This window comes from Pseudomonas sp. BR20 (assembly GCF_050780135.1).
In the GTDB taxonomy this organism is placed as follows: Bacteria; Pseudomonadota; Gammaproteobacteria; order Pseudomonadales; family Pseudomonadaceae; genus Aquipseudomonas.
The window spans coordinates 4,069,543-4,082,196 of sequence record NZ_CP172012.1 but is presented as its reverse complement, the minus strand read 5'-3'; the positions used below and the strand labels follow the sequence as shown (position 1 = coordinate 4,082,196).

General features: G+C 65.2%; 14 protein-coding genes. 11 read left to right on the top strand and 3 right to left on the bottom strand.

Translation table 11 applies throughout. The features are described from left to right. Positions 1-61: 61 nt before the first annotated feature. From ACHPFG_RS18600 to ACHPFG_RS18590, 3 genes are read left to right on the top strand one after another with little or no spacing between them, the layout of a single operon-like run. Positions 62-706: a secretin and TonB N-terminal domain-containing protein gene (locus tag ACHPFG_RS18600; RefSeq protein ID WP_431700096.1), complete on the top strand. Its 645-nt coding sequence runs from the start codon at positions 62-64 to the stop codon at positions 704-706. After that, complete coding sequence (locus ACHPFG_RS18595) at positions 703-1,248, top strand: RNA polymerase sigma factor (protein WP_027607555.1); 546 nt, start codon at positions 703-705, stop codon at positions 1,246-1,248. Before ACHPFG_RS18600 ends, ACHPFG_RS18595 begins: the two co-directional genes overlap by 4 nt. 37 nt (positions 1,249-1,285) lie before the next feature. Continuing rightward, positions 1,286-2,212, top strand: a complete 927-nt coding sequence (locus ACHPFG_RS18590; RefSeq protein WP_339543360.1) for a FecR family protein — start codon at positions 1,286-1,288, stop codon at positions 2,210-2,212. Between the two features lie 61 nt (positions 2,213-2,273). Here the strand turns inward: ACHPFG_RS18590 and ACHPFG_RS18585 are convergent, their stop codons facing one another. After that, on the bottom strand, positions 2,274-2,885 hold the full coding sequence (locus ACHPFG_RS18585; protein WP_340054387.1) for a type II secretion system protein GspJ: 612 nt from the start codon (positions 2,883-2,885) through the stop codon (positions 2,274-2,276). Next, positions 2,882-3,334, bottom strand: coding sequence for a type II secretion system minor pseudopilin GspH (gspH, locus tag ACHPFG_RS18580; RefSeq protein ID WP_092489619.1), 453 nt, complete (start codon positions 3,332-3,334; stop codon positions 2,882-2,884). The genes ACHPFG_RS18585 and gspH overlap by 4 nt, the downstream gene beginning before the upstream one ends. Positions 3,335-3,427: 93 nt before the next feature. On the opposite strand from gspH, the gene ACHPFG_RS18575 reads away from it, so the two are divergent. Then, positions 3,428-3,859, top strand: coding sequence for a type II secretion system protein N (locus ACHPFG_RS18575; protein ID WP_339543363.1), 432 nt, complete (start codon positions 3,428-3,430; stop codon positions 3,857-3,859). Here ACHPFG_RS18575 and gspI read toward each other — a convergent pair. Continuing rightward, positions 3,846-4,211 (bottom strand): type II secretion system minor pseudopilin GspI, encoded by a 366-nt coding sequence (gspI, locus tag ACHPFG_RS18570; protein ID WP_092489620.1) that lies wholly within the window; start codon positions 4,209-4,211, stop codon positions 3,846-3,848. The genes ACHPFG_RS18575 and gspI overlap by 14 nt on opposite strands. 148 nt (positions 4,212-4,359) lie before the next feature. Between gspI and gspG the strand changes: the two genes are divergently transcribed. The 7 genes from gspG to gspF are packed head-to-tail and all read left to right on the top strand — an operon-like array spanning position 4,360 to position 12,244. Next, positions 4,360-4,809, top strand: coding sequence for a type II secretion system major pseudopilin GspG (gene gspG / locus ACHPFG_RS18565; RefSeq protein WP_053140795.1), 450 nt, complete (start codon positions 4,360-4,362; stop codon positions 4,807-4,809). 8 nt (positions 4,810-4,817) lie between these two features. Beyond that, complete coding sequence (gene gspK / locus ACHPFG_RS18560; RefSeq protein WP_431700095.1) at positions 4,818-5,696, top strand: type II secretion system minor pseudopilin GspK; 879 nt, start codon at positions 4,818-4,820, stop codon at positions 5,694-5,696. Next, positions 5,693-6,763 (top strand): type II secretion system protein GspL, encoded by a 1,071-nt coding sequence (gspL, locus tag ACHPFG_RS18555; RefSeq protein WP_431700094.1) that lies wholly within the window; start codon positions 5,693-5,695, stop codon positions 6,761-6,763. Before gspK ends, gspL begins: the two co-directional genes overlap by 4 nt. Then, positions 6,756-7,268: a type II secretion system protein GspM gene (gene gspM, locus ACHPFG_RS18550; protein ID WP_131700673.1), complete on the top strand. Its 513-nt coding sequence runs from the start codon at positions 6,756-6,758 to the stop codon at positions 7,266-7,268. The genes gspL and gspM overlap by 8 nt, the downstream gene beginning before the upstream one ends. After that, entirely contained in the window at positions 7,265-9,583 is a 2,319-nt protein-coding gene (gspD, locus tag ACHPFG_RS18545) for a type II secretion system secretin GspD (RefSeq protein ID WP_431700093.1), read from the top strand. Before gspM ends, gspD begins: the two co-directional genes overlap by 4 nt. Positions 9,584-9,614: 31 nt before the next feature. Continuing rightward, positions 9,615-11,033 (top strand): type II secretion system ATPase GspE, encoded by a 1,419-nt coding sequence (gene gspE / locus ACHPFG_RS18540; RefSeq protein ID WP_431700092.1) that lies wholly within the window; start codon positions 9,615-9,617, stop codon positions 11,031-11,033. Next, on the top strand, positions 11,033-12,244 hold the full coding sequence (gene gspF, locus ACHPFG_RS18535) for a type II secretion system inner membrane protein GspF (RefSeq protein WP_131700676.1): 1,212 nt from the start codon (positions 11,033-11,035) through the stop codon (positions 12,242-12,244). The genes gspE and gspF overlap by 1 nt, the downstream gene beginning before the upstream one ends. Positions 12,245-12,654 lie beyond the last annotated feature (410 nt).

The following is a 12,654-nucleotide window of genomic DNA, read 5'->3' as shown; positions in this document are numbered from 1 at the left end:
GCAGCGATGCAGAACAGGGGGTGAACAGGGGGCCTGGAGGCGCGCCGTATGCGCCCTGGTCTTGCTGTTGCTGCTGGCCGGTGGTCGCGTCGCGCAGGCAGAGTCACCGCTGCTGCTGTTGAACCTGCCGGCGCAAGACTTGGAACACGCACTGCAAGCGTACAGCCGCGCCACCGGAATGGCGGTGCTGGTCGACCGCGAACTGACGCGGGGCCGGCGTTCCATCAGTGTGCGCGGGCATTTTACGGCGCAGGAGGCTCTGGCGATGTTGCTGACGGGGAGTGGCCTGATGGCGCGTTATGCACGCAGTGATGCGTTCACCTTGCAGTTGCCCGAGGTCAGCCAGCCGCCTGCCACCCGTGGTGCGGCGGCACGCAACGCCGCGCGGATCAACAACAGTTACGCCACGGCCTTGCAGCAGGCCATTGAGATCAGCCTGTGCCGCTCGCCGCTGACCCGGCCCGGCAGTTTTCGGGCGCTGGTGCAGGTGTGGGTCAGCCCCCAAGGGCTGATCGAACACAGTCGGTTGGTCAGCTCCACCGGCGATGAACAACGCGATGAAGCACTGGTACGCAGCCTGGGCACCGCGCGGGTCGAACGCCCGGCACCAAGTTCCCTGCGCCAACCGGTGACTTTACTTTTGATGCCTGACACAACAGGAACGCGCATGGAATGCACAGCAGCAAACGGAGCCTGGGGCGGATGAAAAATACCGGGCACAGTACGATGGTCGGCTTGTTCCTGGCCTCCTACGATGACTTCAAGGTGCGTTTGCGCAAGCGCCTGGGCTCGGAGGACCTGGCCAACGATGTCCTGCACGAAACTTACCTGCGGGTCGACCGCATGGAAGTGCCGCCTAACCTGGCGCAACCCAATGCCTACCTGTACCGCATGGCCTTGAACATCGCCGCCGACCGCCGCCAGGCCGACGCGCGCCTGCTCACCGGCAGCGAGGTCGAAGAACTGCTGCAAAGCGCCGACGAAGCCCAGGACCCGTCACGGGTGGTGGGCGGCCAGAAAGAAATCCAGTCCCTGGTCAAGGCGCTCTACGAACTGCCGGCACGCCGCCGCAAGATCCTCATCGCCGCCCGCCTGGAAGAGGCGCCACACCTGGAAATCTCCCAGCGTTTCGGCATTTCCACGCGCATGGTCGAGAAGGAAATCAAGGCCGCCCTGGGCCACTGCGCCAAGCGCCTGGAAAGAAAAGTGATCCAGCGGTTCGGTCCCGGGGCCGGAAAACCGTCTTAGAGTCGAGTCCCTGATAAAACCGTGAGTATTTGCGCGCTTGAACATTTTTAGTTTCTCCACCGCCCGGCACTGCGCCGCCAGCCCCCTGCACGATGAAGCCCGCGACTGGCTGGTCCTGCTGACCTCGGGCCGCGCCACCGTGGCCGATGCCAAGGCGCTCAAAGCCTGGTGTGCGCAAAGCCCCGAGCACGCCCAGGCGTTCGAGCAGGCCAAGGCGATGTGGCAGCAGTTGGCACCGGCGCTTGAGCAGGTATCGCAACCGCGCAGTTTCGGGCGCCGTGCATTCCTGGGCGGCGCGATTGCCGCATCGGCCGCTGTGGTGATGGTGCAGGTCGGCTCCCCCGGTGGTTTTGCCGGCCTGACGGCGGACTATCGCACCGACGTCGGCGAACAACGCCAAGTGCTGTTGAGTAACGGGGTCAGCCTTGAACTCAATACCCAAACGCGCGTGAGCCAAGTGGGGCAGGGCCTTGAATTGCTTGAAGGCGAAGTCGAAGTGATCGCCCATTCCGCACAGCCGCTCAAGGTGCTGGCGGGCGAAGGCTGGGTGAGCGCGGCGCAGGCACGTTTTAACCTGCGCAACACCGACCGCACGGTGTGCGTGACCTGTATCGAGGGATGGCTGTCGGTGGACGTTGCCGGGCGCAGCGTGCGCCTGGAGAGCGGCCGGCAACTGAGCTACGACGCGGCCGGCATGGGCGAACCGGTGGTGGTGGACACCCAGGCGGTCGTGGCCTGGCGCGAACAGGTGCTGGTCTTCAACAACGCCACCCTGGCCACGGTGGTAGACGAGATCAACCGCTACCGGCCGGGGATGTTGGTGCTGCTCAACAAGGAACTCGGCCAACGACGCGTACAGGCGCGGTTCAGCCTGCAGCAGTTGGCGGGGGTGGCGTTGTTGATTCGGGATGCGTACGGGGCCAAGTGTACGGAGTTGCCGGGTGGGGTGGTGTTGTTGAGTTAGAAGTACCTGCCTATTTTCAATCTGATAACAAGGTATCTACGGGGGGGCGTGTTTGGGACGGCTATCTCAATGGCCCCACCACCTGCCGATACCTCTCCACCCCCTGCGGCGTCTCCCGCACCAAACTGATCTCCAGTCCCAACGGATCCTCACGCCGATTCCCGCTCAACTGCCGCCAGCCCTTATCCGCCTCCCACACCCGCACCTGCAGGTCACGGACCCCGCTCAACACCACCACGCCATCCTTCGCCGCCGGCAGCGGATAGCGGTCTCGCGCGGGGGCCGCAGCGCGATACAAACTGTCGCCCTTGAGCCACCAGCGCACCCGCTGCAGGCCATCGCCGGCGATGGGTGCGCTGCGAATGATGTCCAGCCGAAAGCCTTTGCTGTCGGAACTGCGCACGGTGACCGCCGCCAGTCCATCGAGCTTTTCTGCACTGTTCTTTGAGGGCTCCGGGGCGTTCAGTTCGACGCTGGCGCGCAGGCTGATGTCGCGCTGCAGTTGGTTGAGGGCGCGCAGCAGCACTTCGGTCTGTTCGCTGCTCGCCTGCAGGTGCTGGTCGGCGCGGGTGACGCTGTCCAGTCCGCGCCAGGCGATCACGCTGACTACGGCCATGAGCATGATCGCGACCATCACTTCGATCAGGGTGAAGCCTTGCTCGGATCGGTTCATGGCTGGCTCACCACGCGCATCAGGCCGGCGGCGTCGCGTTGCAGGCTGAGGCTGTGTTGGCCGTCGGACAGCACGATGCGCACGGGTGGGTTGATCCATTCGGCGTCGAGCACCAGGGTTTGCCGGGGTTCGATATTGATGTGCATCGGCGTGCTTTCCCACAGGCGCGGACGCAGTTGGGTGTCGCCCTGGAACGCTTCGACGCCACTGCCATCGTCGGTGCGACGGTTGAAGCGAAAGCCCTTGGCGTCGGCGCGCCAGGTGATCGGGCGGCCGTCCGCGCGGGCTTCGGCCTGGGCCACTTGCAGCAGTTGGCTCAGGCGCTCGGCGTCCTTGCGCAGCAGGTGCAGCGGGTCGGGCTTGATGGTCAGGCTGATGGCGGCGCTGGCGATGCCGATGATCACCAGCACCACCATCAACTCGATCAGGGTGAAGCCTTGCTGTTTCATCGGTAGGCCCCTCGAAAGCTGGTGAGCTTGTGAAATAAAAACGTGCGAATTGGCCTGTAGGCTGGTGCCATGGACAAACAGGAGGTCCTTTCCATGGCATTTACCCTGCGTTTCTCACCGGCCCACGGTGTGCAGATCGTGGCGTTGCTGGCGGCATTGGCCGGCGTGGCGGTCTGGACGCCGCTGCTGCTGACCTCCGCCGAGTCCCATACGCCCCAGGCTGCACCCCAGGTGCTGGCTGCGCGCAGCGATAACCCGGCGCTGCAATGGTTTTCCAATGCGCCGGCGGCGTTGCAGGTCAAGGTCTCTGGCGTGCTGGCCGGCGCCCGTGGTGCCGTGGCGATCCTCAGTCTCAACGACGGCCCGCCGCGCAGTTTCCTGTTGGGCGAGCGCCTCAGCCCCGGTGTACGGCTCACGGCCATCGAAGGCGATGGGGTCGAGATCGAGCGCGGCGGCGAGAAGCTGCGCGTCAACCTCGACAAGTTGCCCGATGGGCCTGGCTTGCCGCGGCTCACTCGGCCCTGACCTGTGTCTCCACGCGGGCCAGCGGCGGCGCCTCGCGGCTGGCGTCGAGCACCTGCACGTTGACTTGAAACAGGCGGCCATCGCGACTGATGGTTTGCTCACATCGCAGTTTCAAGCGCCCCTGGTCACAGCTGAAGGTCTTTGTGCCGTCGCGCAAATGCCCCTCCAGGCGCAACTCCGCCAGGCGACTCTGTGCCGCCAGCAACGCCATGGATTTGTCCCGCAGCAGGCCGTTGCCCTGGGTCATCAACCCCGCCACGCGAATGGCAGCGGCCATCGCCACAGCGATGATCGCCAGCGCCACCAGCACCTCGATCAGGGTAAAACCTTGCTCCTTGCGACGGCCGTACATGGCGTTCTCAAAGCCGGGAAACAGGCCCGCAGACTAGCGCCGGCAGTTGACCGATTGGCGACCGAAACTCCCGAGGATTTTCAATACGACTGACATGTGTTCTTGCAACACTGCGCCACGAAATGCACCCAAGCCAAGGAATGTCGAGATGGATATCGCACGCCTAACATCCCCATTGCCAGGCCCTCGCGGCCAGCGTGGCTTCACCTTGATCGAGATCATGGTGGTGGTGGTCATCCTCGGGATCCTCGCCGCGATGGTGGTCCCCAAGGTCCTCGATCGCCCGGACCAGGCGCGGGCCACCGCCGCGAAACAGGACATCGGCGGGTTGATGCAGGCGTTGAAGCTGTATCGCCTCGACCACGGCACTTACCCGAGCATGAACCAAGGCCTGAAAGTGCTGGTGGAGCGCCCGGCGGATGCCAAGAACAGCAACTGGCGCGCCTACCTCGAGCGCTTGCCCAACGACCCCTGGGGCCATCCTTATCACTACCTCAATCCGGGCGCCAACGGTGAAGTCGATGTGTTCTCCCTGGGCGCCGACGGCCAACCGGATGGCGATGGCGTCAATGCCGATATCGGCTCCTGGCAGTTGTAAGGCGCGCCATGAAACGGTATTCGCCCCCAGCGGCGAAGCAGCACGGCATGGCGATTATCAGTGCCTTGCTGATCGCGGCGGTGGTGGCGGTGATCGCCGGCGGCATGCTCACGCGCCAAACCATATTCACCCGCAGCCTGGAAGCCGAACAGTCGCGCGTGCAGGGCCAATGGCTGTTGCTCGGTGGCCTTGAACGCAGCCGGCAGATGCTCTGGGAAGCGCGCCAGAAGGACGTGCTGACCCGCCTTGACCAACCCTGGGCGCGGACCCAGGCCGGCGTGTTCGAGGGGCGGATAGACGATGAACAGGGCAAGTTCAACCTGCGCAACCTGGTTAACCGCCAACAGCCCGATGCCGAACAATTGCAGAGTTTCGAGCGCCTGTGCCGCACCCTGGGCGTGGCCCCGGCCGTGAGCCGGCGCATCAGCCAGCGGGTAATTGCCTCCTACGAACAGAACGGGTTGCCCGCCAAATACCCGATGCTGCGCAGTCTCGACGACCTCAGTGGCCTCGAAGGCCTGACCCCGGAGGTGTTGCAGCGCCTGCAGGCGTACGTCAGCGTGCTGCCCGGCAACACCTGGGTCAACGGCAACACCGCCAGCGCCGAAGTGCTCAGCGCGGTGGTGCCGCAGCTCAGCCTGTCCCAGGCCCATGGGCTTGTGGCCGAGCGCGACAATGGCCATTGGTTCATCAACCGGGGGGATTTTGTAAACCGCCTGCACTTGCCCCAGGTCGAGTTGGAATCGGTGCAGGTGGGTATCACCAGCGAGTGGTTTCGCCTGCAGGGCCAGGCGCGGCGCGAGCGCCGTCGGGTGACAATCGATGCATTGCTGCACCGCCCCGAAGACCGCGAGCCCAAGGTGATCTGGTCGCGGGTGGGCGTATGAAACGCTTGCGCATTGCATTGCCGCCGCTCGATCAGCTCGGCGCCGAAAGCCAGGTTAAATTTGCCTGGCTCGACCGCGGCGTGGTGGTGTCCGAAGGGCAGGAAAGCCTGGCGCAATTGGGCAAGCGCCGGCAGGCGGTGGAGTGTTTTCTGCACCCGCGTGACAGCCTGCTCACCAGCCTTGAGCTGCCGCCATTGCCCGCAGCAAAAACCCAGGCGGCGGTGGCCTGTGCGGCGCAGGCGCTGATCCTCGGCCCGGTGGAACAGATGCACGTGGCCCACGGCCCGCGTGAAAGCGATGGGCGCGTGCAGGTGGGCTGGGTGCCCAAGGCCGGGCTGGAACGGCTGGGCCAGGTCTTGGCACAGGGACAGCTCAAGCTACGCGGCCTGTACCCGGCGCCCTATGCCTTGCCGGTGGGGGCGGCGGCGTTGGACGACGGCTACCTGTTGACCCGCGACAGCCTGCAACAAGGCGCTGTGCACCCGCTGGGGTTGCAGGCGCTTGATGTGCCGCTGGTGGCAGAGGCGCAGCGTTGGAGCGGCGCGGTGCCGGCCTGGGGTTTGCACGCGCGCGTCAGCCAAGCGTCTGGCGCCGGATGGGGCAGGGCGCTGGCCTGTGTGGCGCTGGCCGCTGCCATCTGGACCGTCGGCCTCAACCTCTACGCCGCACGCCAGGTCGACGAAGGCCAACGGCTCAAGGCGTTGATGAACCAACAGGTGCGCCAGGCGTTTCCTGAATTACCCGTGGTGCTCAACCCCTTGCAGCAGGCCCGTCAACAGTTGGCCGCGCGCCAGAGCGGTGCGGCTGCCGATTCGGGCCAACGCTTCAGCAGCCTGCTGCAACTGGCGGGCAGCAACTTGCCCTTTATGGTGGGCAGCGTCGACAACCTGAACTTTGAACAGGGCACCTTGCACCTGGCGTTGCTCGCCGACAGCCGTAACCCGGCGGCCGAGGGCGAGTGGCAGGCCGCGTTGGCCCAGGCCGGTTTTGCCGCCACGCGCGATGAGCAGGGCTGGAGCATCGGCCCGGCGCCGGCCACGGAAAAACCGGAGGCCGGCGATGAATAGGTGGCTGCGCCTGCGCAACCAGGCCCAGGTGTTCTGGAGCGGCCTGGCCCTGCGCGAGAAACGCCTGCTGATCGGCGCCGGGCTGGTGTTGGCGAGTCTGCTGACGTGGCTGGTGCTGGTGCAGCCGGCGTTGAAAAAGATCGACTACTGGCAGGCCGAAACCCCCAGGCTGCGCGCCCAGGCCGAAGCCTTGCGGGTGCTGTTGCAGGATGTCGCCGCGCCGCGCCAGGCCGACGAAACCGCGTTGCGCCAGGCCCTGGACACTGCCGGGCTGCAAGGGCATTACCAGTTGCAGGTGCTGGACGCCGGCGGTTGGCGCCTGACCTTCGACAATGCCCCGGCCGACGCTGTGGTGGGCTGGCTGCTGGGCAATCCCCGTTCATTTTCCCTGGAGGTGTCCGAGGCGCGTTTGCAACGTGCTGCGGATGCCGTCGATAACTCGGCCGGCACTGTGTCCGGGACCGTTCGCATGGATCAGGCGCTTGGCGCTAAGGAAGCTTCATGAAGTGGTCAGTCCTCCCTTTTCGCAAGGCCGCGCCGTTGCTGTTACTGGCCTTGAGTGCGTGCAGCAGCCCGTCAACCACGCCGTTGCTGGTGGACAGTGAACTTGGCCAACCCCTGGCCGACACCCGTCGCAGCGGCGATACCCTGCTGGATCGCCAGCGCGACGAAGCGCCGAAACCGCGGGTCCAACACCCGGTGACCAACAGCGTGCGTGGCCAGGCCCCGGCGCCGGTCAAGGCGCGCAACCCGCTGGGTGACCAGCCGGTGCAGCTCAACTTTGTCGATGCCGATATCCAGGCAGTGGTGCGCGCGCTGTCCCGTGCCACCGGCCAGCAGTTCCTGGTGGACCCGCGGGTAAAAGGCAAGCTCACCCTGGTCAGCGAAGGCCAGGTACCGGCGCACCAGGCCTACGACATGCTGCTGGCGGCGCTGCGCATGCAGGGTTTCAGCGTGGTGGATGTGGGCGGCGTGGCCCAGGTGGTGCCGGAGGCCGATGCCAAGTTGCTCGGCGGGCCGATCTACAGCGCGGGCAGCAGTGGCATGCAGACGCGCACCTTCCGCCTGCAATACGAAAACGCGGTGAACCTGATCCCGGTGCTGCGTCCCATCGTGTCGCCGAACAACCCGATCAACGCCTACCCCGGCAATAACAGCATCGTGATCACCGACTACGCGGAAAACCTCGCGCGGGTCGCGCAGATCATCAGTGGTATCGACACCCCCAGCGCGATCGACACCGACGTGGTGCAGATTCAAAACGGCATCGCCGTGGACATAGCGGCCATGGTCGCCGAACTGCTGGAAACCCAGGGCGCCGACCAGACCCAGAAGATCAATGTGGTCGGCGACCCGCGCTCTAACTCGATCATCATCCGTTCCGGCAGCCCCGAGCGTACCGAGCTGGCGCGCAACCTCATCTACAAGCTCGACAATGCCCAGAGCAACCCCAGCAATATGCACGTGGTGTACCTGCGCAACGCCCAGGCGGCCAAGCTGGCCCAGTCGCTGCGCGGGCTGCTCACCGGTGAGAGCGATTCCGGCGTGAGCGACGACGCGCGTGGCAAGCTCAGTGCCATGGGCGGCAATGGCAATAACGGCCAGGGCACGAGCACTGCCCAGAACAGCAGCGGCACGCCCACCGGCAGTGGCGTGCAGTCGGGCTATGGGCAAACCACCGGTTCCAGCACCAGCACCAGCACCGGCAATACCGCCAACGAGCAGGACACCGCGTTTAGCGCCGGCGGCGTGACCATCCAGGCCGACGCCACCACCAACACCTTGCTGATCTCCGCGCCGGACCCGCTGTACCGCAACCTGCGGGAAGTGATCGACATGCTCGACCAGCGCCGCGCCCAGGTGGTGATCGAAAGCCTGATCGTGGAAGTGGGCGAGGACGATGCCACCGAGTTCGGTGTGCAATGGCAGGCCGGCAACCTGGCGGGCAAAGGTGGGTTCGGTGGTGTTAACCTGGGTGGCAGCGGTGTCGTGGGCACGCCCGCCAGTCCCACCAGCATCGATGTACTGCCCAAGGGCCTGAATATCGGCGTGGTCAATGGCACCGTGGATATTCCGGGGATCGGCAAGGTGCTCGACCTCAAGGTGCTGGCCCGTGCCTTGAAGAGCAAGGGCGGCACCAACGTGCTGTCCACGCCGAACCTGCTGACCCTGGACAACGAAGCGGCGAGCATTTTCGTCGGGCAGACCATTCCATTCGTTACCGGTAGCTATGTGACCGGTGGCGGCGGCACCAGCAATAACCCGTTCCAGACCGTGCAGCGTGAAGAGGTGGGGCTCAAGCTCAACGTGCGCCCGCAGATCTCCGAAGGCGGCACGGTGAAGCTGGATATCTACCAGGAGGTCAGCACCGTGGACACACGGGCGTCGGTGTCGGCGGGCACGGTGACCAACAAGCGCGCGATCGATACCAGCATCCTGCTCGACGACGGGCAGATCATGGTGCTCGGCGGGCTGTTGCAGGACGGCTATACCCAGAGCAATGACGCGGTGCCGTGGCTGTCGGATATTCCGGGGTTGGGGGCGTTGTTTCGCAATGAGAAGCGCAGTGTGAGCAAGACCAACCTGATGGTGTTTTTACGGCCCTACATCATTCGCGACAGTGGGGCGGGGCGTAGCATCACCTTGAACCGCTATGAGTTTATGCGTCGGGCGCAGAGCGGCTTGCAGCCGGATCACAGTTGGGCGATGCCGGATGTGCAGGCGCCGCAATTGCCATCGGTGGAGAAGGCGATTCCGGGCGGGCAGCAGCAAGGGCCGAGGGCGGTCATTCGCGCCGTACCGGTTGGTGCACGGCCATGAATTCAAATGAAGATCCAAATGTGGGAGGGGTATGAACCTGCTCCCCTACGCCTGGGCCAAATCCCAACGCATCCTCCTGCGCCCCGGCGAGGACGGCATGCTGCTCACCGTCTGCCCCTCGACCCCCGGCTGGTCCATCAGCGAAGTACAGCGCCAGTTCGGCCAGTCGCGGGTTGAGCAGATACGCGACGACGAACTCGACGGCCTGCTGGCCAGTGCCTACGCCGACACCGGCAGCGCCGCCGCTGTGGTGGGTGCGGCGGAAAACGAAGTCGACCTCGACCGCCTGATGCAGGACATGCCCGAAATCACCGACCTGCTCGACACCCAGGACGGCGCGCCGGTAATCCGCATGATCAACGCCTTGCTCACTCAGGCCGCGCGGGACGAGGCCAGTGATATTCACATTGAGCCGTATGAAACCCACTCCGTGGTGCGTTACCGCGTCGACGGCACCCTGCGGGATGTGGTGTCGCCGCGCAAGGCGTTGCATGGCGCGCTGGTGTCGCGGATCAAGATCATGGCCCAGCTCGACATCGCCGAAAAACGCCTGCCCCAGGATGGCCGCATCGCCCTGCGCGTGGCCGGGCGACCCATCGACATTCGTGTGTCGACCGTGCCCACCGGGCATGGCGAGCGCGTGGTGATGCGCCTGCTCGACAAGCAGGCCGGGCGTTTGCAGCTGGAGACCCTGGGCATGGAGCCGCAGTTGCTGGCGCGCCTCGACACCTTGATTCGCCAGCCCCACGGCATCGTGCTGGTCACCGGGCCCACGGGCAGCGGCAAGACCACCAGCCTGTACGCCGCGTTGGCACGGCTGGATGCGAGCACCAGCAATATCCTCACCGTGGAAGACCCGGTGGAATACGACCTGCCGGGCATCAGCCAGATCCAGGTCAACGCCAAGATCGACATGACCTTTGGCCTGGCCCTGCGAGCGATCCTGCGCCAGGACCCGGACATCATCATGATCGGTGAAATCCGCGACCTGGAGACCGCGCAAATCGCGGTGCAGGCCTCGCTCACCGGGCACCTGGTGCTGGCGACCCTGCACACCAACGATGCGGTGTCGGCGGTCAACCGCCTGATCGACATGGGCGTCGAACCGTTCCTGCTGGCCTCGTCACTGCTGGGCGTGCTGGCGCAACGCCTGGTCCGCCGCCTGTGCCCGCATTGCAAACAGGAAGACCCGGCCGCGCCCGGTACCTGGCGCCCGGTGGGCTGCGCGCAGTGCAACCAGATTGGCTACAGCGGGCGGACCGGTATCCATGAATTGTTTTGCGTCGACGACGAGGTGCGTAGCCTGATCCACCAGGGCGCCGGCGAGCAGGATCTGCACGTGGCGGCGCGCCGCGCGGGGATGTTCAGCATGCGTGAAGACGGCGAGCGCTGGGTACGCAGCGGCGCCACCGCACCCGAAGAAATCCTGCGCGTGACACGGGACGCCTGATGAATCGCTACCGCTATGAAGCCGCCGATGCCAGCGGCAAAGTCGAGGCCGGGCACCTGGAGGCCGACAGCCAGAGCGGGGCGTTTGCGGTGCTGCGCAGCCGTGGCCTGACCGCGTTGCTGGTGCAGGTCGAGGGCGGTCAGCAAAGCGCCGCCGGCAGCAGCCTGTTCAGCGCCAAACTGTCGGACAACGACCTGGCCTGGGCCACGCGGCAACTGGCGAGCCTGCTCGGCGCCAGCCTGCCCCTGGAGGCGGCATTAAGCGCCACGGTGGAGCAGGCGGAGAAAAAACACATCGCCCAGACCCTGGCTGCCGTGCGTGCCGATGTACGTGGCGGCATGCGTTTGGCGGATGCCTTGGCGGCACGACCACGGGATTTTCCGTCGATCTACCGCGCACTGATCGCGGCGGGGGAGGAGTCCGGTGACCTGGCCCAGGTGATGGAACGCCTGGCCGACTACATCGAGGAACGCAACAACCTGCGCGGCAAGATCCTCACCGCGTTTATCTACCCCGGCGTAGTCGGGCTGGTGTCGATCGGCATCGTGATTTTTTTGCTCAGCTACGTGGTGCCCCAGGTGGTCAGCGCGTTTTCCCAGGCGCGCCAGGATCTGCCCGGGCTGACATTGGCGATGCTCAATGCCAGCGACTTTATCCGCGCCTGGGGCTGGCTGTGTTTCGGCGCCATCGTCGGTGGTTTCTGGGGTTGGCGCCTGTACCTGCGCAACCCCGTGGCGCGCCTGAACTGGCACAGCCGCGTGCTGCGCCTGCCGCTGATCGGGCGCTTCGTGCTGGGCCTGAACACCGCGCGCTTCGCCTCGACCCTGGCGATCCTCGGCGGTGCCGGCGTGCCGCTGCTGCGGGCGCTGGAAGCGGCGCGGCAAACACTGTCCAACGAGCGCCTGAGCCAGTGCGTCAACGATGCCACAGCCAAGGTGCGCGAAGGCGTCAACCTGGCCCCGGCACTGGCGGTGGAAAAAGTCTTCCCGCCGGTGCTGATCCACCTGATCGCCAGCGGCGAAAAAACCGGCTCGCTGCCACCGATGCTGGAGCGGGCGGCGCAGACCCTGTCGCGGGATATCGAACGGCGGGCCATGGGCATGACCGCGTTGCTGGAGCCGCTGATGATTGTGGTGATGGGCGCGGTGGTGCTGGTGATCGTGATGGCGGTGCTGTTGCCGATCATCGAGATCAACCAACTGGTGACCTGATCACACCAAAAAACCAATGTGGGAGGGGGCTTGCTCCCGATGACGGTGTATCAGCTACCACTGAGCTGACTGACCCACCGCCATCGGGAGCAAGCCCCCTCCCACATTGGACCCTGTCTGTTCAGTTGATGTTGGGGCGGGCCGGTATCGCCAGACCCCAACCTCGGGTTCCTCATTCCGTCACATCCAGGCCCCGTGTCACAGCCCGCGCCGCCTTGACGAAACCCTCGCTGAAACCTCGCTGTCACCTGCCGCCAAACCGCTCAAAACCATGACCAAAACACCCGAGAATCTTTTTAAAAATCAAGCCCTTCCTCCCGAGGTTTTTTCCTTTTGCTGTCATCGGAAACTGCGACTTTCTCTCCATGGTTTTCACCCCCGGCCACCCCCGCAACATGGCTTGGGACCGA

Excerpts from the sequence above, each read along its gene's own strand:
- gspM (WP_131700673.1), top strand. The coding sequence starts at position 6,756 with ATGAATAGGTGGCTGCGCCTGCGCAACCAGGCCCAGGTGTTCTGGAGC.
- gspF (WP_131700676.1), top strand. The coding sequence starts at position 11,033 with ATGAATCGCTACCGCTATGAAGCCGCCGATGCCAGCGGCAAAGTCGAG.
- ACHPFG_RS18585 (WP_340054387.1), bottom strand. The coding sequence starts at position 2,885 with ATGAACCGATCCGAGCAAGGCTTCACCCTGATCGAAGTGATGGTCGCG.
- ACHPFG_RS18595 (WP_027607555.1), top strand. The coding sequence starts at position 703 with ATGAAAAATACCGGGCACAGTACGATGGTCGGCTTGTTCCTGGCCTCC.
- gspL (WP_431700094.1), top strand. The coding sequence starts at position 5,693 with ATGAAACGCTTGCGCATTGCATTGCCGCCGCTCGATCAGCTCGGCGCC.
- gspE (WP_431700092.1), top strand. The coding sequence starts at position 9,615 with ATGAACCTGCTCCCCTACGCCTGGGCCAAATCCCAACGCATCCTCCTG.
- gspK (WP_431700095.1), top strand. The coding sequence starts at position 4,818 with ATGAAACGGTATTCGCCCCCAGCGGCGAAGCAGCACGGCATGGCGATT.
- ACHPFG_RS18575 (WP_339543363.1), top strand. The coding sequence starts at position 3,428 with ATGGCATTTACCCTGCGTTTCTCACCGGCCCACGGTGTGCAGATCGTG.
- gspD (WP_431700093.1), top strand. The coding sequence starts at position 7,265 with ATGAAGTGGTCAGTCCTCCCTTTTCGCAAGGCCGCGCCGTTGCTGTTA.
- gspH (WP_092489619.1), bottom strand. The coding sequence starts at position 3,334 with ATGAAACAGCAAGGCTTCACCCTGATCGAGTTGATGGTGGTGCTGGTG.
- gspG (WP_053140795.1), top strand. The coding sequence starts at position 4,360 with ATGGATATCGCACGCCTAACATCCCCATTGCCAGGCCCTCGCGGCCAG.
- gspI (WP_092489620.1), bottom strand. The coding sequence starts at position 4,211 with ATGTACGGCCGTCGCAAGGAGCAAGGTTTTACCCTGATCGAGGTGCTG.